General features: G+C 68.2%; 18 protein-coding genes. 6 read left to right on the top strand and 12 right to left on the bottom strand.

Annotated features, from left to right (window positions below):
- Positions 1 to 76: 76 nt before the first annotated feature.
- From ACAM58_RS08150 to ACAM58_RS08105, 10 genes are all read right to left on the bottom strand, one after another.
- Positions 77 to 937 (bottom strand): substrate-binding domain-containing protein, encoded by an 861-nt coding sequence (locus ACAM58_RS08150; protein WP_012746733.1) that lies wholly within the window; start codon positions 935 to 937, stop codon positions 77 to 79.
- Positions 934 to 1,653 (bottom strand): phosphate ABC transporter ATP-binding protein, encoded by a 720-nt coding sequence (locus tag ACAM58_RS08145; RefSeq protein ID WP_012746732.1) that lies wholly within the window; start codon positions 1,651 to 1,653, stop codon positions 934 to 936. The genes ACAM58_RS08150 and ACAM58_RS08145 overlap by 4 nt, the downstream gene beginning before the upstream one ends.
- Positions 1,650 to 2,405, bottom strand: coding sequence for an ABC transporter permease (locus ACAM58_RS08140; RefSeq protein WP_012746731.1), 756 nt, complete (start codon positions 2,403 to 2,405; stop codon positions 1,650 to 1,652). Before ACAM58_RS08140 ends, ACAM58_RS08145 begins: the two co-directional genes overlap by 4 nt.
- Positions 2,406 to 2,500: 95 nt before the next feature.
- A complete protein-coding gene (locus ACAM58_RS08135; RefSeq protein ID WP_062362474.1) occupies positions 2,501 to 3,973 on the bottom strand; it encodes a M81 family metallopeptidase in 1,473 nt (490 codons plus the stop codon).
- Positions 3,970 to 5,226: a Zn-dependent hydrolase gene (locus ACAM58_RS08130; RefSeq protein WP_012746729.1), complete on the bottom strand. Its 1,257-nt coding sequence runs from the start codon at positions 5,224 to 5,226 to the stop codon at positions 3,970 to 3,972. The genes ACAM58_RS08135 and ACAM58_RS08130 overlap by 4 nt, the downstream gene beginning before the upstream one ends.
- Positions 5,227 to 5,260: 34 nt before the next feature.
- A complete protein-coding gene (locus ACAM58_RS08125; protein ID WP_012746728.1) occupies positions 5,261 to 5,974 on the bottom strand; it encodes an ABC transporter ATP-binding protein in 714 nt (237 codons plus the stop codon).
- Complete coding sequence (locus ACAM58_RS08120) at positions 5,971 to 6,738, bottom strand: ABC transporter ATP-binding protein (RefSeq protein WP_012746727.1); 768 nt, start codon at positions 6,736 to 6,738, stop codon at positions 5,971 to 5,973. The genes ACAM58_RS08125 and ACAM58_RS08120 overlap by 4 nt, the downstream gene beginning before the upstream one ends.
- Positions 6,735 to 7,694, bottom strand: a complete 960-nt coding sequence (locus ACAM58_RS08115) for a branched-chain amino acid ABC transporter permease (protein WP_012746726.1) — start codon at positions 7,692 to 7,694, stop codon at positions 6,735 to 6,737. Before ACAM58_RS08115 ends, ACAM58_RS08120 begins: the two co-directional genes overlap by 4 nt.
- An 8-nt stretch (positions 7,695 to 7,702) precedes the next feature.
- Positions 7,703 to 8,563 (bottom strand): branched-chain amino acid ABC transporter permease, encoded by an 861-nt coding sequence (locus ACAM58_RS08110; RefSeq protein WP_012746725.1) that lies wholly within the window; start codon positions 8,561 to 8,563, stop codon positions 7,703 to 7,705.
- Positions 8,564 to 8,588: 25 nt separating this feature from the next.
- Positions 8,589 to 9,794: an ABC transporter substrate-binding protein gene (locus tag ACAM58_RS08105; protein WP_012746724.1), complete on the bottom strand. Its 1,206-nt coding sequence runs from the start codon at positions 9,792 to 9,794 to the stop codon at positions 8,589 to 8,591.
- A 188-nt stretch (positions 9,795 to 9,982) separates the two neighbouring features.
- On the opposite strand from ACAM58_RS08105, the gene ACAM58_RS08100 reads away from it, so the two are divergent.
- Complete coding sequence (locus ACAM58_RS08100; protein WP_012746723.1) at positions 9,983 to 10,768, top strand: FadR/GntR family transcriptional regulator; 786 nt, start codon at positions 9,983 to 9,985, stop codon at positions 10,766 to 10,768.
- A 171-nt stretch (positions 10,769 to 10,939) separates the two neighbouring features.
- Here the strand turns inward: ACAM58_RS08100 and ACAM58_RS08095 are convergent, their stop codons facing one another.
- Complete coding sequence (locus ACAM58_RS08095; RefSeq protein WP_012746722.1) at positions 10,940 to 11,887, bottom strand: LysR family transcriptional regulator; 948 nt, start codon at positions 11,885 to 11,887, stop codon at positions 10,940 to 10,942.
- Positions 11,888 to 11,994: 107 nt separating this feature from the next.
- Between ACAM58_RS08095 and ACAM58_RS08090 the strand changes: the two genes are divergently transcribed.
- From ACAM58_RS08090 to ACAM58_RS08080, 3 genes are all read left to right on the top strand, one after another.
- Entirely contained in the window at positions 11,995 to 13,350 is a 1,356-nt protein-coding gene (locus tag ACAM58_RS08090) for an aspartate aminotransferase family protein (protein WP_062362485.1), read from the top strand.
- A gap of 66 nt (positions 13,351 to 13,416) precedes the next feature.
- On the top strand, positions 13,417 to 14,526 hold the full coding sequence (locus tag ACAM58_RS08085; RefSeq protein ID WP_012746720.1) for a substrate-binding domain-containing protein: 1,110 nt from the start codon (positions 13,417 to 13,419) through the stop codon (positions 14,524 to 14,526).
- A 36-nt stretch (positions 14,527 to 14,562) separates the two neighbouring features.
- Complete coding sequence (locus ACAM58_RS08080) at positions 14,563 to 16,014, top strand: MFS transporter (protein ID WP_369664291.1); 1,452 nt, start codon at positions 14,563 to 14,565, stop codon at positions 16,012 to 16,014.
- Positions 16,015 to 16,032: 18 nt separating this feature from the next.
- Here ACAM58_RS08080 and ACAM58_RS08075 read toward each other — a convergent pair whose 3' ends face one another.
- Positions 16,033 to 17,325, bottom strand: a complete 1,293-nt coding sequence (locus ACAM58_RS08075) for an SUMF1/EgtB/PvdO family nonheme iron enzyme (RefSeq protein WP_369664290.1) — start codon at positions 17,323 to 17,325, stop codon at positions 16,033 to 16,035.
- Between the two features lie 198 nt (positions 17,326 to 17,523).
- Here ACAM58_RS08075 and ACAM58_RS08070 point away from each other — a divergent pair, with 198 nt between their 5' ends.
- Positions 17,524 to 18,120: a TRAP transporter small permease subunit gene (locus ACAM58_RS08070; protein ID WP_012746717.1), complete on the top strand. Its 597-nt coding sequence runs from the start codon at positions 17,524 to 17,526 to the stop codon at positions 18,118 to 18,120.
- Between the two features lie 13 nt (positions 18,121 to 18,133).
- On the top strand, positions 18,134 to 19,918 hold the full coding sequence (locus ACAM58_RS08065) for a TRAP transporter large permease subunit (protein ID WP_369664289.1): 1,785 nt from the start codon (positions 18,134 to 18,136) through the stop codon (positions 19,916 to 19,918).
- Positions 19,919 to 19,953 lie beyond the last annotated feature (35 nt).

The raw sequence follows: 19,953 nt of genomic DNA, 5'->3' as shown, positions 1-19,953 counted from the left end.
GCAACATCGCGGGGTGAAGGAATGGTCGCGCCGGGCGCGCGCGGCGTCGATGACCTCGCAGGTCATGCGACGATGCTCAGTTCGACAGCGCGTTGGGAAAGAACAGCTGCTCGCCGCCGATCTTGTAGGCTGCGATGGTCTGCTGCCCGGCCGGCGAGATCACCCAGTCGACGAACTTCTGCGCGCCCCGGCTATTGAGCGAGGGGAATTTCGCCGGGCTCACGACCATCACGCCATATTGGTTGAAAAGGCGCTTGTCGCCCTCGACCAGCACCGCCAGCCCGGCGCGGTTCTTGAAGCTGAGCCAGGTGCCGCGGTCGGCCAGCACATAGGCGCCGGACGAGGCCGCGATGTTCAGCGCCGGCCCCATGCCGCAGCCGCATTCCTTGTAGCCCGTGCCCTTGCGCTCGTTGGGCACCGGCTGCCCGGCCTCGGCCACGCCGGTCTGCGTCCAGAGGCGGCGCTCGGCCGCGTCGGTGCCGCTCTTGTCGCCGCGCGACACAAAAGGCGCATTGGCGGCTGCGATCTTCTTGAGCGCCGCGACGATGTCGCCGCCCTTCGCGCCGACCGGGTCGGCCTGCGGGCCCACCAGCACGAAGTCGTTGTACATCACAGGGTAGCGCTTGGCGCTGAAGCCTTCGGCCACGAATTTTTCCTCGGCCGCGGTGTCGTGCACGAACAGCACGTCGGCATCGCCGCGCTTGGCCATGTCGATGGCCTGGCCGGTGCCCACCGCCACCACCTTGATGTCGATGTCGCTCGCCTTCTTGAAAGCCGGCAGCAGGTGCGAGAACAGGCCCGACTGCTCGGTGGACGTGGTCGAGGCCATGGTGATGGTCTCGGCGCGCGCCGCGCCCGCGGCCAGGAAGAAAACGGCCACGGCCAGCGAGGCGCGGATGCCCGCGCCTGCGCGGTGCTGCTTGAGGAACGGATTCATGCCAACTCTCCTTTGACGAACAGGCGGGCCTCCTCCGGCAGGGGCCCATGGAAGAAATCGTGGACCGGCAGGTCGGCCAGCACGCGGCCGTGCTCGAGATAGACCACGCGGCTCGCGAGCCGCTTCACCTGCCCGAGGTTGTGGCTCGCGAACACCAGCGTGCGGCCGGCGGCGGCTTCGGCGATGAGCGTCTCGACCTCGCGCTTGGCAGTGGGGTCGAGGCTGGCCGTGGGCTCGTCGAGCAGCAGCACCGCCGGATGCAGCGCCCAGGCGCGCGCCAGCGCCACCCGCTGCTGCTGGCCGCCCGACAGCGCACGCGCGTTGCGCTCGGCCAGGTCTTCCAGGCCCACGCGCGCCAGCGCCGGAATGGCGGCGCGGCGGGCATCGCGCCAGCGCATGCCGCGCAGCCACAGCGCCAGGGCCACATTGACCGTCACCGAGGCGCGCAGCATGTGCGGGCGCTGGAACAGCATGGCCTGCTGCCGGCGCGGCGCGGCGCTGGTGAAGCTCCCCGCCGCATGCGGCACCAGGCCGTGCAGCAGCCGCAGCAGCGTGGTCTTGCCGCTGCCGTTGGCGCCGATGAGCGCCACGCGCTCGCCGGCCGCGATGGTCAGGGTTGCGCCGTGCAGCGCCGCCACCCGCCCCAGGCGCACGTCGACGCCGTAGAGCGCAAAGACGGTGGCATCCGCGCTCGCGAGCTGCGCGTGTTCGTTCACGGGCGCGCCTCCGGCCGCCACCAGGCCGCCATGCCGCCTGCGCCGCCGCCGCCGTCGACCCGCTCGCGCCAGCCCCGCACGGCGGCAATCGCAAGATTGAGCACCAGCACCACGCCCAGCAGCACGATGCCCAGGGCCAGCGCCAGCGGCAGGTCGCCCTTGCTGGTTTCGAGCGCGATGGCGGTGGTCATCACGCGCGTGAAGCCGTCGATGTTGCCGCCCACCACCATCACCGCGCCCACCTCCGATACCGCGCGTCCGAACGCGGCGATCAGCACCGTGAGCAGCGCATAGCGCTCGTCCCACACCAGCAGCAGCGCGCGCGCCAGAGGCCCCGCGCCGAGCGAGCTCAGCTGCTCGCCATGCGCACGCTCGGCGTCCTCGATGGCCTGGCGCGTGAGCGCCGTCACCACCGGCAGCACCAGCACCGTCTGCGCCAGCACCATGGCCTTGAACGAAAACAGCCAGCCCAGGAAGCCGAGCGGGCCCGAGCGCGACAGCAGCAGGTAGATGACCAGCCCCACCACCACCGACGGCAGTGCCAGCAGCGTGTTCAGCAGCGTGAGCAAGCCGGCGCGGCCGCGAAAGCGCGCCACGCCCAGCCAGGCGCCCAGCAGCAGGCCCAGGCCGCAGGCCAGCACGCAGGCGCTCGCGCTGACCGCGAGCGAGCGTCCGACGATGGCCAGCAGCACCGGATCGCCGGACACGAGCAGTTGCCAGGCCGCGACGGCGCTCTGTGCAAAGGTGTTCACGCGGTGGGCTTCATGGGTGGAAGCGCCGCAGTATCGGGGTGTACTTCCAATTACCTATGCAGGATTTTGCATAGGTAGGCCCAGCCCCCTCCGGCTCAGATCGGGTCGAGCGGAAAGACCGGCCTGCGCACCTTGGAAAAAGGGAACAGGCCGTAGTCCGAACTGGTCACGCCCGGGCTGTCGCACTCCACCAGCGCAGCCGAGAGCGGCTCGAACACCGGCCGGCAGTACATGCGCGACTTGAGCAGCAGGAAACGTTCCCTGCGCGGATCGAGCCCCGCGCATTCGAAGACGCCGATGTCCCAGGGCTCCTGCGTGCGCTCGGTCACCACGATGCGCGCTGCGCCGATGTCGAACAGCACCGTGCGGCCCATGCTGCTGCGCTGGCCGGTGTAGGTGGGGCCGGTGATCACGTATTCGCCGTTGCCGATGGTGCGCACCGTGCCGGTCAGCGTCATGGGCTTCTTCGACAGCCCGATGCCTTCGAGCGACACCTTGTTGCCAAGGGCCACCGTCACCTCTGCGCCCTCGCCCGCCGCGATCAGCGCGGCCACGGCCTCCGGATCGCACAGCGGACCGACACCGATGCCATCGAGCCCCTGCGCCAGCGCCTCCTGCAGCACGTCCATGGTGTCGCAGCTGCCGCCCGACATGCAGTTGTCGCCATGGTCGAGCAGCAGCACCGGGCGCGTCGCGCCCTCGGCGATGGCCTTGGCGCGCGCAATCGACTCGGCCAGCGGCTCGCTGCGGTAGATGAAGGCCTCGCGCTCGTCCCACATCTGCCTGGCGATCCGGTCGGCCGTGGCCTGCGCGCGTTCGGGCGCTTCTGCATCGACCACCACCACGCTCATGCAGGGCGCCTCGATGTCCGACAGCGAGAAGCCCGCAAAGATCGACACCGCGAGCGATTCCGATTTTTCGGCTTCGCGCGCTGCCTCGATGGCCCGCTGCATCGCGCCGGTGAACGAGGCGCTGCGCAGCGTGTGCGCCATCAGCGGCAGCGGATGCCAGCGCATCGCGGGCCTGCTGCGCCCTTCGAGCAGGTCGAACAGCAGGCGGCCGGCATGCGCGCCGGTCTCGTACATGTCGATGTGCGGATAGGTCTTGAAGCCGACGATCACATCGGCATTGCCGACCATCGCAGGCGTGACGTTGGCATGCAGGTCGAGCGCCACGCCAATGGGCACGCCGGGCGCCGCGGCACGCAGCCGCACGAGCAGGTCGCCTTCGCCGTCGGCGCTGTTCTGCGCCACCATCGCGCCGTGCAGGTCGAGCAGGATGGCATCGCAGCCCGGCGCCGCATCGACGATGCATTGGGTGAGCGTGCTGTAGGCCCCGGCATCGACCGGCCCGCTCGGATTGGCCGAGGCCGACACCGGCGTGACCAGCGTGGCGCCGGCCTGCTCGGCCAGGTCGATGAAGGCCGACATCGCCGTGCGCATGCCCTTGTTGTCCCTGTAGGCCTGCGCTCCGAACGTGGGGCCGTCGGGCCCGAAGGCCGCGAGCGGCGTGGGCACCGGCGAGAAGGTGTTGGTCTCGTGGTTGAGCCTTGCGACCAGCACCTTCATGACGACGCCACTCCCGCGCTTTGCAGCATCGCCTGCAGCAGCACATTGCAGCCGGCCTCGAGGTGGCCGGGCTGCGCATCCTCGATCTCGTTGTGGCTGATGCCGTCGAGACAGGGCACGAAGATCATCGCCGTGGGGCACACGCGCGCGAGGTACACCGCGTCATGGCCCGCGCCGCTGATCACTTTCATCCAGGTCATGCCCTGCTGCTGCGCGGCCTCTCGAATGGCCGACACCAGCGCAGGCGTGAAGGGCTGCGGCGGAAAGTAGACGACCTGCTCCACCGTGGCCTCGACCTTGCCCTTGGCGGCGATGCGCTGTACCGCCTCCTTCAGCTCGGCGTCCATGGCCGACAGCACCACGTCGTCGGCCGCGCGCAGGTCGACGCTGAGCTTCACGCGGCCCGGGATCACGTTGCGCGAATTCGGATAGTTGTCGATCCAGCCCACCGTGCCGCGCGCATGCGGCGCATGGGCCAGCGCGATGCGGTTGACCTCGATCACCAGTTCGGAGGCCGCGAGCAGCGCGTCCTTGCGCAGCTCCATCGGCGTGGGGCCGGCATGCGCTTCCATGCCCTGCACCACCACGTCGTACCAGCGCTGGCCGAGCGCGCCCTCGACCACGCCGATCACGCGCTCGTTGGCCTCGAGCACCGGTCCCTGCTCGATGTGCGCCTCGAAATACGCGCCCACGGGCGACGCCGCGGCCGAAGCCGGCGCGCTGCCCGCATAGCCGATGGAAGCCAGCGCCTCGGCCACGCTGATGCCGTCGTTGTCGCGCTGCGCGAGGGCATGCTCGAGCGTGAAGGCATCGGCGAACACGCCCGAGCCCATCATCACAGGCACGAAGCGCGAGCCTTCCTCATTGGTCCACACCGCAATTTCCAGCGGCGCTTCGGTCACGACCTTCGCATCGTTGAGGCTGCGGATCACCTCCAGCCCGGCCAGCACGCCATAGTTGCCGTCGAACTTGCCGCCCGTGGGCTGGGTGTCGATGTGGCTGCCGGTGACCACCGGCGGACGCGTGTTGTCGCGGCCGGCGCGGCGCGCAAAGATGTTGCCGATCCGGTCGACGCGCACCTCGCAGCCGGCTTCGCGCGCCCAGCGGGTGAAGAGGTCGCGGCCCTGGCGGTCGAGGTCGGTCAGCGCGATGCGGCAGACGCCGCCCTTCTCGGTGGCGCCGAGCTTCGCCAGTTCCATCAGCGAGCTCCAGAGACGGTCGCCGTTGATGCGCAGTGGGGTGGGTGAGTTCATGGCTTTGCAAAAAGAAGAAGGGATGCGCGAAGCCTCAAGCAAGGCCCACGCCCAGATAGCGGTCTTTCACATCGTGGTCGGCCATGAAGGCGGCGTTGCCCGCCTCGTGCACGATCACGCCTTGCTCCAGGATGTAGTGGCGGTCCGCCAGCTGCACGCAGACTTCCAGGTTCTGCTCGACCAGCAGGATGGCCACGCCGGCCGCCTTGATGAGCTTGAGCTGCGCGACGATTTCTTCCACGATCACCGGCGCGAGGCCTTCGACCGGCTCGTCGAGGATCAACAGCCGCGGGTGGTTCATGAGCGCGCGGCCGATGGCCAGCATCTGCTGCTCGCCGCCCGAGAGCTGGCCGCCGCCATTGCGGCGCCGCTCCTTCAGGCGCGGGAAGATGCGGTAGATGTCGTCCAGCTGCCAGGGCGAATCGCGGCGCTGGCCGAGCAGCAGGTTTTCTTCCACCGTGAGCAGCTTGAAGACCCCGCGGTGCTCGGGCACCAGGCACACGCCGCGCGTAGCAATGCGATGCGGCGGCAGGCCCGCGATGTCCGCGCCCCGGAAGCGCACGCGGCCGCCGGTGGGCGTGACCGCACCGGCAATGCCCTTGAGCGTGGTCGACTTGCCTGCGCCGTTGCGGCCCAGCAGCGTGACCAGTTCGGCCTCGCCGACCGTCATCGACACGCCCTGCAGCACGTGGCTCTTGCCGTAGTGGGCATGCAGCGCCTCGACTTCGAGGATGTTCGCGGCGCTCATACCTTGCCCCCCGTGATCATGTTGCCCAGGTAGGCCGTGCGCACGCGCGCATCGGCCCGGATGTCGCCCGGCAGCCCCTCGGCCAGCACGCGGCCCAGCTGCATCACGGTCACGGTGTCGGAGATGTCCATCACGATGTTCATGTTGTGCTCGATCAGCACCACGGTGTGGGCGTCGCGCAGGCCGCGGATCAGCCGCTTCATGTCGTCGAGGTCGTCGATGCCCATGCCCGAGGTGGGCTCGTCCAGGAAGATGGCCTTGGGCTTGGCGGCCAGCGCCATGCCCACTTCGAGGCGGCGCTGCTGGCCATGCGACAGCTCGCTCGCGGGCACGTCGGCCAGCCGCTGCAGGCCCACGCGTTCCAGCACCTCGGCCACCGTCTCGGCGCAGGCGCGTTCGCCGACCGGCGCGCGCCAGCAGTTCATGGCCTGGCGCGGCGCGATGCCCTGCGCCGCCACGCGCAGGTTCTCGCGCACCGAAAGGCTCGCGAACAGGCTGGTCACCTGGAACGAGCGTGCCATGCCGCGCTGCACGCGCTTGTGGTCGGGCTCGTGCGTCACGTCGTGGCCGTCGAACAGGATGCGGCCACCCGTGGTGGTGCCGGTGCCCGTGAGCATGTGGAACAGCGTGGTCTTGCCGGCGCCGTTCGGACCGATCACCGAGTGCACGGTGTTGCGCTTGATCTTCAGGTCGACCCCGCCGAGCGCGGCGAACTTGCCGTAGTGCTTGGTGACGCCAATGGCTTCGATGAGGATATCGCTCATGCCTGCTCTCCCTGCACGGCCGGCGCCTTGGCGGCGGCCGGCACCTTGCGGAACACGCGCCGCCATGCGCTTTCGCCCAGGCCCCAGAGGCCGCGCTGCATGCCGATGCTCACCGCAATCAGCATCAGCCCCAGCAGCAGCAGCCATCGCGGCCACAGCGTGGAGAGCCAGTCGGCCAGCAGCACGTAGAAGGCCGAGCCCAGCACCGAGGCAAACAGGTTGCCGGTGCCGCCGATCACCGTGATGACCAGGATCATCTCGCTCGTGTGGTACTCGGCATTCGACAGCGGTGCGATGCCGGTCATCATCGCGTGCAGCCCACCCGCGAGGCCGGTGACGGCGCCCGAGATCACGAAGGCCAGCAGCTTGAAGCGCTTGAGGTCGTAGCCCACCGCGGCGGCGCGGTCCTCGTTGTCGCGGATGGCCAGCAGCGTGCGGCCGAACACCGAATCGGTCACGCGCAGCAGCAGGCCGAAGGCGATGAGGAACATCACGGCCACGAAGGCGTAGTACTTCCAGGGCGTGTCCATGAAGGCGGGGCGCGGCACGTCGAGCAGGCCGTTGTCGCCACCCGTGAGCCCCGACGCGGTGTACGCCACAAAGTAGAACATCTGCGCGAAGGCCAGCGTGAGCATCACGAAGTAGGTGCCGCGCTGGCGGATCGCGACCCAGCCGACCACCGCCGCGCCCAATGCGCCCATGGCAACGGCCGCGAGCAAGGCAAGCGGCATCGGCAGCGAAAGCCGCGTGAGCAGGATCGCGATGGTGTAGCTGCCGAGGCCGAAGAAGATGCCCTGACCGAACGAGAGCAGTCCCGTGTAGCCCAGCAGCAGGTTGCAGCCCAGGGCCGCCAGCGCGTAGATCAGCACCTCGCTCGCGAGCGAACCCGAACGCAGCACCAGCGGCAGGACCAGCGCAACGACGAGCGCCAAAAGGAAAGTGATTTTTTTGGGCATGGCGATGTTCATCCTCTGCGGCCGAGCAGGCCATGCGGGCGCAGCAGCAGCACCGCCCCCATCGCCACGTAGATCATCAGGCTCGCGCCCGGCGGCCAGATGGTGCTCATGAGGCTCTGCACGATGCCGATCAACAGACCGCCGACCAGCGCACCGCCGAAGCTGCCGAGCCCGCCGATCACCACCACCACGAAAGCCACGCTGAGCGCCTCCACGCCCATGAAGGGCTCCGCGCCCCGGATCGGCGCGGCCAGCACGCCGGCCAGTGCCGCGGTGGCCGCACCCAGCGCGAACACCAGGCTGAACACGCGGAACACGTTGATGCCGAGCAGCGACACCATCTCGGTCGATTCGCTGCCAGCGCGCACCGCGCTGCCCAGGCGCGTGCCTTCGAGCACCCACCACAAGAGCACCGCGAGCACGGCGGTGAAGCCGATCACGAACAGCCGGTACTTGGGATAGATGAAGCTGCCCCACATCACCACGCCCTGCAGCAGGTCGGGCGTCGCCACGCTGTTGCCCAGCGGCCCCCAGAACACGATGACGATCTCCTGCACCGCGAGCGCAAGCCCCACGGTCACGAGAATGTGGAACTCGTGCGCCTTGGCATAGACGCGGCGCAGCAGCAGCTTCTCGGCCAGCCAGCCGAGCGCGCCCACGAACAGCGGCACCAGCACCAGCGCGGCCCAGAAGTCGAGCCCCCACTGCATGGCCTGGAAGCACAGGTACGCGCCCAGCAGGTAGAAGGCCCCGTGCGCAAAGTTCACGAAGCGCAGCAGGCCGAACACGATGGACAAGCCAACGGCCAGCAGGAAATACAGCATGCCGATGCCGATTCCGTTGATGGTCTGGAGCAGGTAGACGGTCATGGGCGCGTCGGTGTCCTTTGCGGCCTCAGGCCAGCTTGCAGCCGGTCTTGTCGATGGCAAGGAAAGACTTGCCCGAACTCACCACGTCCACATAGTCGGCCGGGTTCTTCATCTTCGACTTGGCCTTGCCCTTGAGCAGGTAGTAGTCCTTGATGACCTGGTGGTCGGCCTTGCGGATTTCTTCCGTGCCCGTGAGCCCCTCGTACTTCATGCCTTCGAGCGCCGCGATCACGGCCTTCTGGTCCACGGTGCCCGCCTTGACGATGCCGTCGATCAGGATCTTGGTGCAGACATACGAGCCCGCGAGGCTGTAGTTGGGCACGATCTTGAGCTTGTCGGCCGTGAGCTTCACCAAGTCCTTGTTGAGGGCGGTGTCGGCCGTGTGCCAGTACTGCGCGCCAAAGTAGACGCCGTCGCACAGGTCGGCGCCGAGCTCGTCGAACTGCTCCAGACCCGAGGCCCAGGCCATGAGGATCGTCATGTTCTTGTGCATGCCGAAGCTCACCGCCTGGCGCAGCGCGGCCGACGACTGCGCGCCGAAGTTCAGGAGCAGCAGCACGTCGGGCTTGGCGGCCATCGCATTGGTGAGATAGCCGCTGAATTCCTTCTCGTTGAGCGAGTGGTAGCTGTTGCCCACGTGCTCGATGCCCTTCTCCTGGAAGATGTTCTTGGCCGCGCCCAGGAGCCCTTCGCCGAACACGTACTGCGGCGTGATGGTGTACCAGCGCTTGGCCTTCGGCATGCTGGCGATCAGCGGGCGCACCGTCTGCTCGATCGCGCCGAAGGTGGGCACCGACCAGCGGAAGGTGGCCGGGTTGCAGTCCTTGCCCGTGATCTCGTCGGCACCCGCGGTGGTGATGAAGACGCCGCCGGCCTTCTCGGCCTCCTTGCCCATGGCCAGCGCTTCGGACGACAGGATGCCGCCCGCGAAGAACTTGGCGCCCTGCTGCTGCGAGGCTTCCTGCACCTTGCGCACGGCAGTGGCCGGCTTGCCTTCGGTGTCGAGCACCGTATAGGCCAGCGGGCGCTTGAGCACGCTGCCGTACTGCTCGATGGCCAGCTTCATGCCCAGGTCGGCGAACTTGCCGTTGGCCGCGAAGGCGCCCGACATCGGCACCGGGCAGCCGAAGCGGATCGCGTCGGCCGACTGGGCGAAGGCGGCGCGGCCAGCCAGCAGGGAAGCGGGAGCGGCCGACAGGGCGGCGAGCTGAAGAAGGTGTCTGCGTTGCATGGAATTCTCCGGACGAGGGTGGGAGGTAAGAGAAAGGTGCTGCCTGAAGTCGGCAACGAATTTAAGCGGATAAATATGATTAATATGCTGGTAAAAACCCGCTAGCAATGCCCGTGCCAAAATCCGGGAAGGCCCGGGCCCGATACCTGCTCCAGAGCCCTTAAATCACCCGAAACGACCCTCTACGCATGAAACCGACGCAGGACGCCATGACCTTCGGGCACACCCGCGCCAAGCGGCAGAAGCTCTCCGACGTCATCGTCGAGGACGTCAAGCGCTGGATCGTGGCCGAGCGCAAGCAGCCGGGCGACCGGCTGCCGAATGAGAAGGAATTGATCGAGCTCTTCGGCTACTCGAAGAGCACGGTGCGCGAGGCGTTGAAGGCGCTGGAGGTGCGCGGGCTGGTCTCCATCCGCACCGGGCCGGGCGGCGGCGCCTACCTGCAGCAGGTCTCGGTCGACCATGCGTCGGAGCCGCTGCGCAACTTCCTGCACTTCCATCACCTGGACGGGCACCACATCTACCAGCTGCGCAAGGTGCTGGAGCCCGAGCTGGCCGTGAGCGTGGTCGGCAAGCTGACGCCCGAGCAGTTCGAGCGGCTCGAAGCCAACGTGCGCCTTTGCACGCTGGAGCCCACCAACGAGGACGAGCTGCGCACGCAGCGCGAGGCCGAGCTTGCGTTTCACACCATGCTGGCCGAGGCCTGCCCCAATCCGGTGCTGTCCTTCATGTGCCGCTTCCTGAACGACCTGCTGCGCGACCTCGTGGTCTACAAGAAGGCGCTGGACCATCACCACTTCGGCGAGGCCAATGTCGACTATCACACGCAGCTGCTGGCGGCCTATCGCCGGGAAGATGCGAACGAGGTGCGCCGGCTGATGGCCGAGCACATGGTCGATGCCGAGGCGCACATGCATGAGATGGAGGCGCACATCGGGGCGAAGCATCTGTTGCTGCCTAGCGGGCAGCGTTGACCGGTGGGTTGAGAGCAGGCCGTTTTTCTTGTCCCCTCTCCCCTTGGGGAGAGGGCTAGGGTGAGGGCCGCGGGCCTTCACACTCGCACGCCCTTTGCCATTGCCGAAGCCCTCACCCCGGCCCTCTCCCGCAAGCGGGAGAGGGAGCAAGACCGAACTCGCGCACAAGCGTTACTTGTGCGCCTTCTCCAGACACTCCTGAAACGCCAGCACCGCCCGTGACGGCTTGGGCGACCGGCGCAGCAAACTCACGAACCGGCACGCGTAGTTGAACCGCGCCGGCAGCACGGGCTTCATGAGCCCGCGCTCCTCGAACACCTGCGCGTAGTGGTCAGGCAAAAAACCGAGAAAGCGCCCCGAAAGAATCAGCGTGGCAATCGCTTCCTGGTCGAAGCCCGTCGCCTTGCGCGACAGCTTCGCGCGATGGCTCAGTTCCATGTTGGGCGAGTGGTAGCCCAGGCCCGCAAAGTGATGCTCGCGCAGCCTGGCCCACGTGAGCTTTGCGTTGTTGCTCTCGAAGAGCAGATGCCCCTTGCCGCAGTAAAGCAGCATCGTCTCGTCGAACAGGTCGGCGTACACCAGGCTCTTCGAGGCCCGGTGCGCCGGGATGATGCCGATCTGGAAATTGCCTTCCAGCACGCCCTGCTCGATGGCGTTGATCGAGCCCACATGCACCGCCAGGTTCACCTCCGGCGCCAGTTCGGTGAAGCGCGCGATGGCTTCGCCGATGCGCGCCTTCGGATTGGTCGCCGTCTTGTCGAACAGCGCCACGTCGAGCTGGCCGCCCATGCGGTTGTGGATGTCGTCGATGCTGCCGCGAAAGGCATCGACCGAGGCCAGCAGGCGCAGCGTCTCGTCGTACACGCGCTGGCCCTCGGCCGTGAGCGCAAAGCCCGCGCGGCCGCGCCGGCACAGCACCAGGCCGAGCCGCGTTTCCAGGTCCTTCACGTGCCGGCTCACGGTGGAGGTGCCGATGTTGAGCTCCAGCTCGGCCGCCGCCATGCCGCCGCAGTCGACCACGCTCTTGAACACCTTGAGCAGGCGCAGGTCCATGTCGCTGAGCTGCCCCAGCACGGCGCGATTGCGGGCACTGTTTTGGGCTTTCGCCTTTACTTGCATGATGTGTCAAGTGAACATTGATATTGCGCCATTCTCCACACTGAAGGCTCTGCCAACAATCGGCACACCTCATCACCCTTTTGGAGCCCGCTTGCGCGGGAAGCGCCATGACCCTTGCAACGCCCGCCATCGAACCGACGCCCGCCCTGCGCACCGACGCCGCCTGGCTCGACGCGCACTGGATGCCCTACACCGGCAACCGCAACTTCAAGGCCGATCCGCGCATGATCGTGGAGGCCAGGGGTGCCTACTTCACCGATGGCGACGGCCGCAAGATCTTCGACGGCCTCTCGGGCCTGTGGTGCTCGGGCCTCGGCCACGGCCGCCCTGAAATCACCGAAGCGGTGAGCCGCCAGATCGCCAAGCTCGACTACTCGCCCGCCTTCCAGTTCGGCCATCCGCTCTCGTTCGAGCTGGCCAACAGGATCAAGGAGCTCACGCCCGCGGGCCTGGACTACGTGTTCTTCACCGGCTCGGGCTCCGAAGCGGCCGACACTTCGCTCAAGATGGCGCGCGCCTACTGGCGCACCAAGGGCCTTGCCAGCAAGACGCGCCTGATCGGCCGCGAGAAGGGCTACCACGGCGTCAACTTCGGCGGCATCTCGGTGGGCGGCATCGCGGCCAACCGCAAGCTGTTCGGCCAGGCCGTGGAGGCGGACCACCTGCCGCACACGCAGATCGCGGCCAATGCCTTCACGCGCGGCATGTCCGAGAACGGCGCCGAGCTGGCCGACCGCCTGCTCGACCTGATCGCGCTGCACGACGCCTCGAACATCGCGGCGGTGATCGTGGAGCCCTTCGCGGGTTCGGCCGGCGTGGTGATTCCGCCCAAGGGCTACCTGAAGCGCCTGCGCGACATCTGCACCGCCAACAACATCCTCCTGATCTTCGACGAGGTCATCACCGGCTTCGGCCGCTGCGGCGCACTCACGGGTGCCGATGCCTTCGGCGTGACGCCCGACATCATGAACATCGCCAAGCAGGTGACCAACGGCGCGCAGCCGCTGGGCGCGGTGATTGCCAGCAAGGAGATCTACGACACCTTCATGGCGGCGGGCGGCCCCGACTACATGCTCGAATTCCCGCACGGCTACACCTACGGCGCGCACCCGGTGGCCTGCGCCGCCGGCATCGCGGCGCTCGACGTGCTGCAGAAGGAAGACATGATCGGCCGCGTGCAGGCGCTCGCGCCGCACTTCGAGAACGCGGTGCACAGCCTCAAGGGCAGCAAGCACGTGACCGACATCCGCAACTACGGCCTGGCCGCGGGCCTGACGATTGCCGCGCTGCCGGGCGAGCCGGCACGCCGGCCGTACGAGATCGCGATGAACTGCTGGAAGAAGGGCTTCTACGTGCGCTACGGCGGCGACACGATCCAGCTCGCGCCGCCCTTCATTTCCGAGAAGGCGGAGATCGACCGCCTCGTCAACGCGCTGGGCGACGCGCTCGCAGAAACGGCCTGACGCACGGGCGGGCGGGCAATGGACGGCTCTGCATAATGAGCCGGCCTCCATTTCCCCGCCAGCCCCGTGCAACAGATCGACCTTTCCTACGCGATCCGGCCCCGCCGCAGCGGATCGCGGCAGATCCGCAATCCGCTGATGCAGATCCTGCAGGCGGTGCGCGAGCACGGCTCCATCTCGGCCGCGTCGCGCGCGCTCGACCTGTCCTACCGCCATGTGTGGGGCGAGCTCAAGCACTGGGAGCAGGCGCTCGGCCATCCGCTGATACAGGGCGAGCAGGGCCAGCGCGCGCAGCTTTCCGAATTCGGCGACAAGCTGCTGTGGGCCGAGCGCCAGGCCCAGGCCCGGCTCGCGCCGCAGATCGAGGCGCTGCATGCCGAACTGGAGCGCGCCTTCGCCCTCGCCTTCGACGACCGCACCCATGTGCTGAGCCTGCAAGCCAGCCACGACGACGCGCTCGCGCTGCTGCGCACGCATGCGGCGGGCACCGCGCAGCTGCATCTGGACATCCACTTCACCGGCAGCGTCGATGCGATCCGCGCGCTCAACCAGGGCCGCTGCGTGATGGCGGGCTTCCATACGCTGGAGCACCCGCCGCGCGGCTCGCTGGCGCAGCGCACCTACCAGCCGCTGCTCAAGCCGGGTCAGCACAAGCTGATCGGATTCGCGCGGCGCACGCAGGGCCTGCTCGTGGCGCCGGGCAACCCGCTCAACCTGCGCTCGCTGGCCGACGCGGCGCGGCTGCGCGCGCGCTACGTCAACCGGGCCATCGGCACCGGCACGCGCCTGCTGCTGGACGAACTGCTGGCAGAAGCCGGTCTCGACGCCTCAGCGCTCGCGGGCTACGAGCGCTGCGAAACCTCGCATGCCGCGGTCGCGCATGCCGTGGCGTCCGGACAGGCCGATGCGGGGCTCGGGCTCGAATCTGCCGCGCACGCCGAAGGGCTCGACTTCGTGCCGCTGGTGCGGGAGCGCTACCACCTGGCCTGCCTCAAGTCGGCGCTCGACCAGCCCGCCATGCAGGCGCTGGTGGCGGTGCTGCAGAGCGCAAGCTGGCAGCACCTGCTGGAGACGCTGCCCGGCTACGAGGCTGCGGCCAGCGGCGAGGTGCAGTCGCTGCGCGCGCTGCTGCCGTGGTGGACCTTCGCGCGCGAGAAGAAGGCTCACGGGCATTGAAGAGGCGGTCCGGGCACATGGGTTAAGGTTGTACCCATGACAGCTGCGGTGCATAGCGACATTCCCGCCCGTCTCGACCGCCTGCCGTGGTCGCGCTGGCACTGGCGCGTGGTGGTTGCGCTCGGCGTGGCCTGGGTGCTCGACGGCCTCGAGGTGACGCTTGTCGGCTCGATCGGCGCCGTGCTCGAGCGGCCCGACACACTCGGGCTCAGCGCCGGCGAGATCGGCTGGTCGGGCTCGATCTACATCGCGGGCGCGGTGATCGGCGCCCTGCTCTTCGGCCGCCTGACCGACCGGCTCGGGCGCAAGAAGCTGTTCCTGGTCACGCTGGTGGTCTACACCCTGGGCACGCTGGCCACCGCGTTCTCGCCGGACTTCGCTTTCTTTGCGCTGTGCCGCTTCATCACGGGCCTGGGCATCGGCGGCGAATATGCAGCCATCAATTCCGCCATCGACGAGCTCATTCCGGCGCGCGTGCGCGGCCGCGTCAACCTCGCGATCAACGGCAGCTTCTGGATCGGCGCGGCGCTGGGGGCCGGGCTCAGCCTGGTGCTGCTCGACCCGCGCGTGATCGGTCCGGTGTGGGGCTGGCGCGCGGGTTTCGCGCTGGGCGCGGTGCTGGCGGTGGCCATCCTGCTGGTGCGGCGCCACGTGCCCGAAAGCCCGCGCTGGCTGATGGCGCATGGCCGCGCCGACGAGGCGCTGCGCATCGTCGAGACCATCGAGGCCGAGGTCCGCGCGCAGCACGGCCCGCTGGCGCTGGCCGAGGGCCGCGTGGCCTATGGCGGCGGGCACCACCGCAGCCCGTCGATGCGCGAGGTGGCGCACGTGCTGCTGCGCCGCTACCGCGCGCGCAGCGTGGTCGCGGTGGCGCTGATGGTTTCGCAGGCCTTCTTCTACAACGCGATCTTCTTCACCTATGCGCTGGTGCTCACGCGCTTCTACGGCGTGGCCGAGGACAACGTGGCGCTCTACATCTTTCCGTTCGCGCTTGGCAATGTGCTCGGGCCGCTGCTGCTGGGCCCGCTGTTCGACAGCGTGGGGCGGCGCAAGATGATCGCGCTGACCTACGTGCTCGCGGGCGTCGGGCTCGCGTTCACCGGCTGGGCCTTCATGATGGGCTGGCTCGATGCGCGCAGCCAGGCGCTGTGCTGGTCGGCGGTGTTCTTCCTGGCCTCGGCCGCGGCGAGCTCGGCCTACCTCACGGTCAGCGAAGTGTTCCCGCTCGAGATGCGCGCCATGGCCATCGCGATCTTCTACGCCATCGGCATGGGCGCGGGCGGCTTCGTGGCGCCGGTGCTGTTCGGCGTGCTGATCGAGACCGGCAGCCGCGGCGCGGTGATGGTGGGCTACGCGATCGGCGCCACGCTGGTCATCGTTGCGGGACTGCTCGCGCTGCGCTATGCGGCCGATGCGGAGTGCAAGCCGCTCGAGGAAGTGGCGCCGCCGCTGTCGTCGGAGATCGGGAGCACCGGGATCGGCGACTAGGCAGCCCCCGGCGCAGGCTCAAAGTGCACAGGTCCTGAAGCCGAAGAAACCATCGTCGCGCCCGGGCAGCGCAAAGCTGCGGCGCCGCGGCGAACGCAGGCGCGAGCGGGTCGCGAACGACGCGCCGCGCAGCACGCGCGCCTCGCCGAATGCAGGCACGGGATCGAACTCGCTGCCCGCGCTCCAGGGATCGGCGCGAAAGCCGGGCCAGGGCCGCAGCGTGCCCGCGGTCCACTCGTGCACGTCGGCCCAGCGGAATCCACGCCGCGCCGCCGTGTGCGCCGCAATTTCCCATTCGACCTCGGTCGCGATGCGCCGGCCGGCCCAGCGCGTCCAGGCATCGGCCTCCCACCAGCTCAGGTGCACCGCGCTGTGGTGGCCGGCCGCACGCACGGTGGCACCAAAACGGTGCTGCAGCACCGAGCCGCCGGTGCCGTTGCGCGCGACGCCGATCTGCTCGATATGGCGCGGCCCGCGGCGCCCTTCGATCTGCGAGGCGAGCCAGCGCCAGCCCTGCGGATGCCAGAGCTCCTCGCGGTCGTAGCCGCCCTCGTCGACGAATTCGATGAACTGGCTCCAGGTCACGGGCTGGGCATCGATCTCGAATTCGGGCACCTCGACGCGGTGCGCGCCCTGCTCCTGCGCGAAGGCGAAGCCGCAGCCCTCGGGCAGGCCGAGCTCCCATTGCGTGGCCGGCAGCAGCAGCGGCTCGCGCGTGACGGCCGTGGGCATCGGATCGATGCCCAAAGGCAGCCCCAGCGTCTGCGCCATCACGATGAACTGCTCGCCGCGCAGGTCTTCATGGAAGAGCGCGAGGCGGTAGAAGTAAAGCCCCGGATCGGTCTCGGCCGCATGCTCGAGCAGTTCGAGCGTGCTCTCCAGCGTTTCGAGCAGGTAGGCCTTGGTCTGGGCCAGGTCCGGCAGGCCGGGCGACCAGCGCTGCGCGGGCGAAACCTGGGCCGGGTTCCACCAGTCGTCGGCAGCGGGCTCGATGGCGGCCAGGCGGGTCGGCCGCACCGGGCAATCGGCGCCGAAGGCGCGCTGGGTGTTGCGCCCGATCCACCATTCGGCGAACCAGCCGATGTGCCCGGCCAGCCAGAGCGGCGGCACCAGGCCCGCATCGCCCGTGCGCTCCACCGCGAGCGCGGGCGAGCCCAGCGCCTCTTCGTAAAGCGAGAGCAGATGAAGCGTGTGGTTGCGCGCATCGATCAGGGCCAGCGAGAGCAGCTCGCGGCCGGCGCGCTGCATGTCGGGCGAGTCGATGGAGTGCGGCAAGCCCGTGGGCAGCGGAGGCGGCGACGACGAGGGCATGTTTCATTATCGCGAGCCGGCGCACCAGTGCGGCGCATGGCGGCCGCGCCTACGGGAATACACCGCCCGTGCCCGTCCGAAAACGGCTTTGCGCGCCGATAAAATCGCGCGTCCGCCGAAAGCCCCCGGACCGCCGCCCGCCGGCGGAGCCCGGCCCGCTTCTGCATCCAAGCATCCATTTCCTCTCTGGAGAAGAGCATGAATTTCCTGCTCAGATTTTCGCGCGCGGTCGATTGGCTCAATGGCCAGATCGGCAAGTACGTGATCTGGCTCATCCTTGCATCCACCGTGATCAGCGGCGTCAATGCCGTGGTCCGGAAGGTGTTCAACGTCAGCTCCAACGCCTATCTCGAAGTGCAGTGGTACCTGTTCGCCGCATCCTTCCTGATTGCCGCGGGCTATACCCTCCTGAACCAGGAGCACGTGAAGATCGACGTGATCCTCAGCCGCCTGTCCAAGCGCGGCCAGATCTGGGTCGACATCATCGGCTTCAGCTTCTTCCTCACGCCGGTCTGCCTCGCCATCCTCTGGTATGGCATTCCGTTCTTCCTGCAGGGCTATCGCTCGGGCGAGATGTCGAACAACGCCGGCGGCCTGATCCGCTGGCCGATCTACGCCATGATCCCGCTGGGCTTCTCGCTGCTGATGCTCCAGGGCTGGTCCGAACTCATCAAGCGCATCGCGTTCCTGCAGGGCCGCATCGACGATCCCACGCAGAAGCGCGACGAAAAGACCGCCGAAGAAGAACTGGCCGAGTCGATCCGCCGGCTCGCCGAATCCAACGCCAAAGGCTGAGCGGTAGCACCCCATGGAATTCATTACGCAAAACTTCGCCCCGATCATGTTCGCGGGGCTGATCGTGTTCCTGCTGTTCGGCTTCCCGGTGGCGTTCAGCCTCGGCGCCTGCGGCCTGTTCTTCGGCTTCGTCGGCGTGGAGCTCGGCCTCCTGCCCGAGGCGCTGCTGCAGGCGCTGCCGCTGCGGGTGTTCGGCATCATGCAGAACGACACGCTGCTGGCCATTCCGTTCTTCACGCTCATGGGGCTGATCCTCGAGCGAAGCGGCATGGCCGAAGACCTGCTCGACTCGATCGGCCAGCTCTTCGGCCCCGTGCGCGGCGGCCTCGCGCTGGCCGTGATCTTCGTGGGTGCGCTGCTTGCGGCCACCACCGGCGTGGTGGCGGCCTCGGTCATCTCGATGGGCCTGATCTCGCTGCCGATCATGCTGCGCTACGGCTATGACCGGCGCATCGCCTCGGGCGTGATTGCGGCCTCGGGCACGCTGGCGCAGATCATTCCGCCTTCGCTGGTGCTGATCATCATGGCCGACCAGCTCGGCCGCAGCGTGGGCGACATGTACAAGGGCGCGTTCGTGCCGGGCTTCATGCTCACGGCCATGTACGCGGGCTACGTGATCCTGCTGGCCATCTTCAAGCCCAAGTGGGTTCCGGCCCTGCCGCTCGAGGCACGCACCTTCCGCGAGCCGAGCGGCAGCAGCGGCCTGCCCTCGCTGCTGGTGCTGACCACCGTTGCCACCGCGGCGGCCGTGTTCTTTGCCAAGCACATTGCCGATGTCCACACCTGGTGGACCGGCCAGCCCGTGACCAGCGTGGCCACCGACGAAACCATCGTGGTGTCGATGTGCGTCGGCGTGATGCTGGCCTTCCTGATCGCGGTGGCCAACCGCCTGCTGCGGCTGCGCCTGCTGTCGCGCATTGCCGAGCGCGTGACCTTCGTGCTGATCCCGCCGCTGCTGCTGATCTTCCTGGTGCTGGGCACGATTTTCCTCGGCGTGGCCACCCCCACCGAAGGCGGCGCCATGGGTGCCCTGGGCGCCTTCATCATGGCCATGGTGCGCGGACGGCTCAGCATGAGCCTGCTCAAGCAGGCGCTCAACACCACCACCAAGCTGTCGTGCTTCGTGGTGTTCATCCTGATCGGCTCGACCATCTTCAGCCTGGTGTTCCAGGGCGTGGACGGACCGCGCTGGGTCGAGCACCTGCTGACCGGCATGCCCGGCGGCCAGCTCGGCTTCCTGATCCTGGTGAACGTGCTGATCTTCTTCCTGGCGTTCTTCCTGGACTTCTTCGAGCTCTCGTTCATCGTGGTGCCGCTCCTGGCACCCGTGGCGCACAAGCTCGGCATCGACCTGATCTGGTTCGGCGTGCTGCTGGCTGTGAACATGCAGACCTCGTTCATGCATCCGCCTTTCGGCTTCGCGCTGTTCTACCTGCGCAGCGTGGCGCCGACCAAGGCCTACAACGACAAGGTCACGAACGAACGCATCGAGCCCGTCACCACCATGCAGATCTACTGGGGGGCGGTGCCCTTCGTGCTGATCCAGATCATCATGGTCGGCCTGATCATCGCGTTCCCGGCCATCGTCTCGAGCGGGCTCGACAAGGAGGTGGCAGTCGACCTCGACAAGATCGGCGCCGAGATGCAGGCCAACATGCCGAAGGACGACTCCCAGCCCGCTCCCGAGCCGGCACCCGGCGCCTCGGCACCGGCCGGCGGCGAAGCGCCTGCGGGCGCGGAAGAAGACCCGATGAAGGCCATGCAGGAACAGCTGGACCGGGACGCGGGCAAGAAGTAGTTCGAAGAAAGCCGCTGCAGGCCCTCCGGGGCACG

Origin of the sequence: Variovorax sp. V116, assembly GCF_041154435.1 — a bacterium.
Lineage (GTDB): Bacteria > Pseudomonadota > Gammaproteobacteria > Burkholderiales > Burkholderiaceae_C > Variovorax > Variovorax paradoxus.
This window is presented reverse-complemented; position numbering and strand designations above follow the sequence as displayed.

Coding starts and splice junctions, on each gene's coding strand:
- ACAM58_RS08075 (WP_369664290.1), bottom strand. CDS start 17,325: ATGCCCTCGTCGTCGCCGCCTCCGCTGCCCACGGGCTTGCCGCACTCC.
- ACAM58_RS08100 (WP_012746723.1), top strand. CDS start 9,983: ATGAAACCGACGCAGGACGCCATGACCTTCGGGCACACCCGCGCCAAG.
- ACAM58_RS08080 (WP_369664291.1), top strand. CDS start 14,563: ATGACAGCTGCGGTGCATAGCGACATTCCCGCCCGTCTCGACCGCCTG.
- ACAM58_RS08065 (WP_369664289.1), top strand. CDS start 18,134: ATGGAATTCATTACGCAAAACTTCGCCCCGATCATGTTCGCGGGGCTG.
- ACAM58_RS08150 (WP_012746733.1), bottom strand. CDS start 937: ATGAATCCGTTCCTCAAGCAGCACCGCGCAGGCGCGGGCATCCGCGCC.
- ACAM58_RS08120 (WP_012746727.1), bottom strand. CDS start 6,738: ATGAGCGATATCCTCATCGAAGCCATTGGCGTCACCAAGCACTACGGC.
- ACAM58_RS08125 (WP_012746728.1), bottom strand. CDS start 5,974: ATGAGCGCCGCGAACATCCTCGAAGTCGAGGCGCTGCATGCCCACTAC.
- ACAM58_RS08130 (WP_012746729.1), bottom strand. CDS start 5,226: ATGAACTCACCCACCCCACTGCGCATCAACGGCGACCGTCTCTGGAGC.
- ACAM58_RS08110 (WP_012746725.1), bottom strand. CDS start 8,563: ATGACCGTCTACCTGCTCCAGACCATCAACGGAATCGGCATCGGCATG.
- ACAM58_RS08135 (WP_062362474.1), bottom strand. CDS start 3,973: ATGAAGGTGCTGGTCGCAAGGCTCAACCACGAGACCAACACCTTCTCG.
- ACAM58_RS08070 (WP_012746717.1), top strand. CDS start 17,524: ATGAATTTCCTGCTCAGATTTTCGCGCGCGGTCGATTGGCTCAATGGC.
- ACAM58_RS08105 (WP_012746724.1), bottom strand. CDS start 9,794: ATGCAACGCAGACACCTTCTTCAGCTCGCCGCCCTGTCGGCCGCTCCC.
- ACAM58_RS08095 (WP_012746722.1), bottom strand. CDS start 11,887: ATGCAAGTAAAGGCGAAAGCCCAAAACAGTGCCCGCAATCGCGCCGTG.
- ACAM58_RS08090 (WP_062362485.1), top strand. CDS start 11,995: ATGACCCTTGCAACGCCCGCCATCGAACCGACGCCCGCCCTGCGCACC.
- ACAM58_RS08115 (WP_012746726.1), bottom strand. CDS start 7,694: ATGCCCAAAAAAATCACTTTCCTTTTGGCGCTCGTCGTTGCGCTGGTC.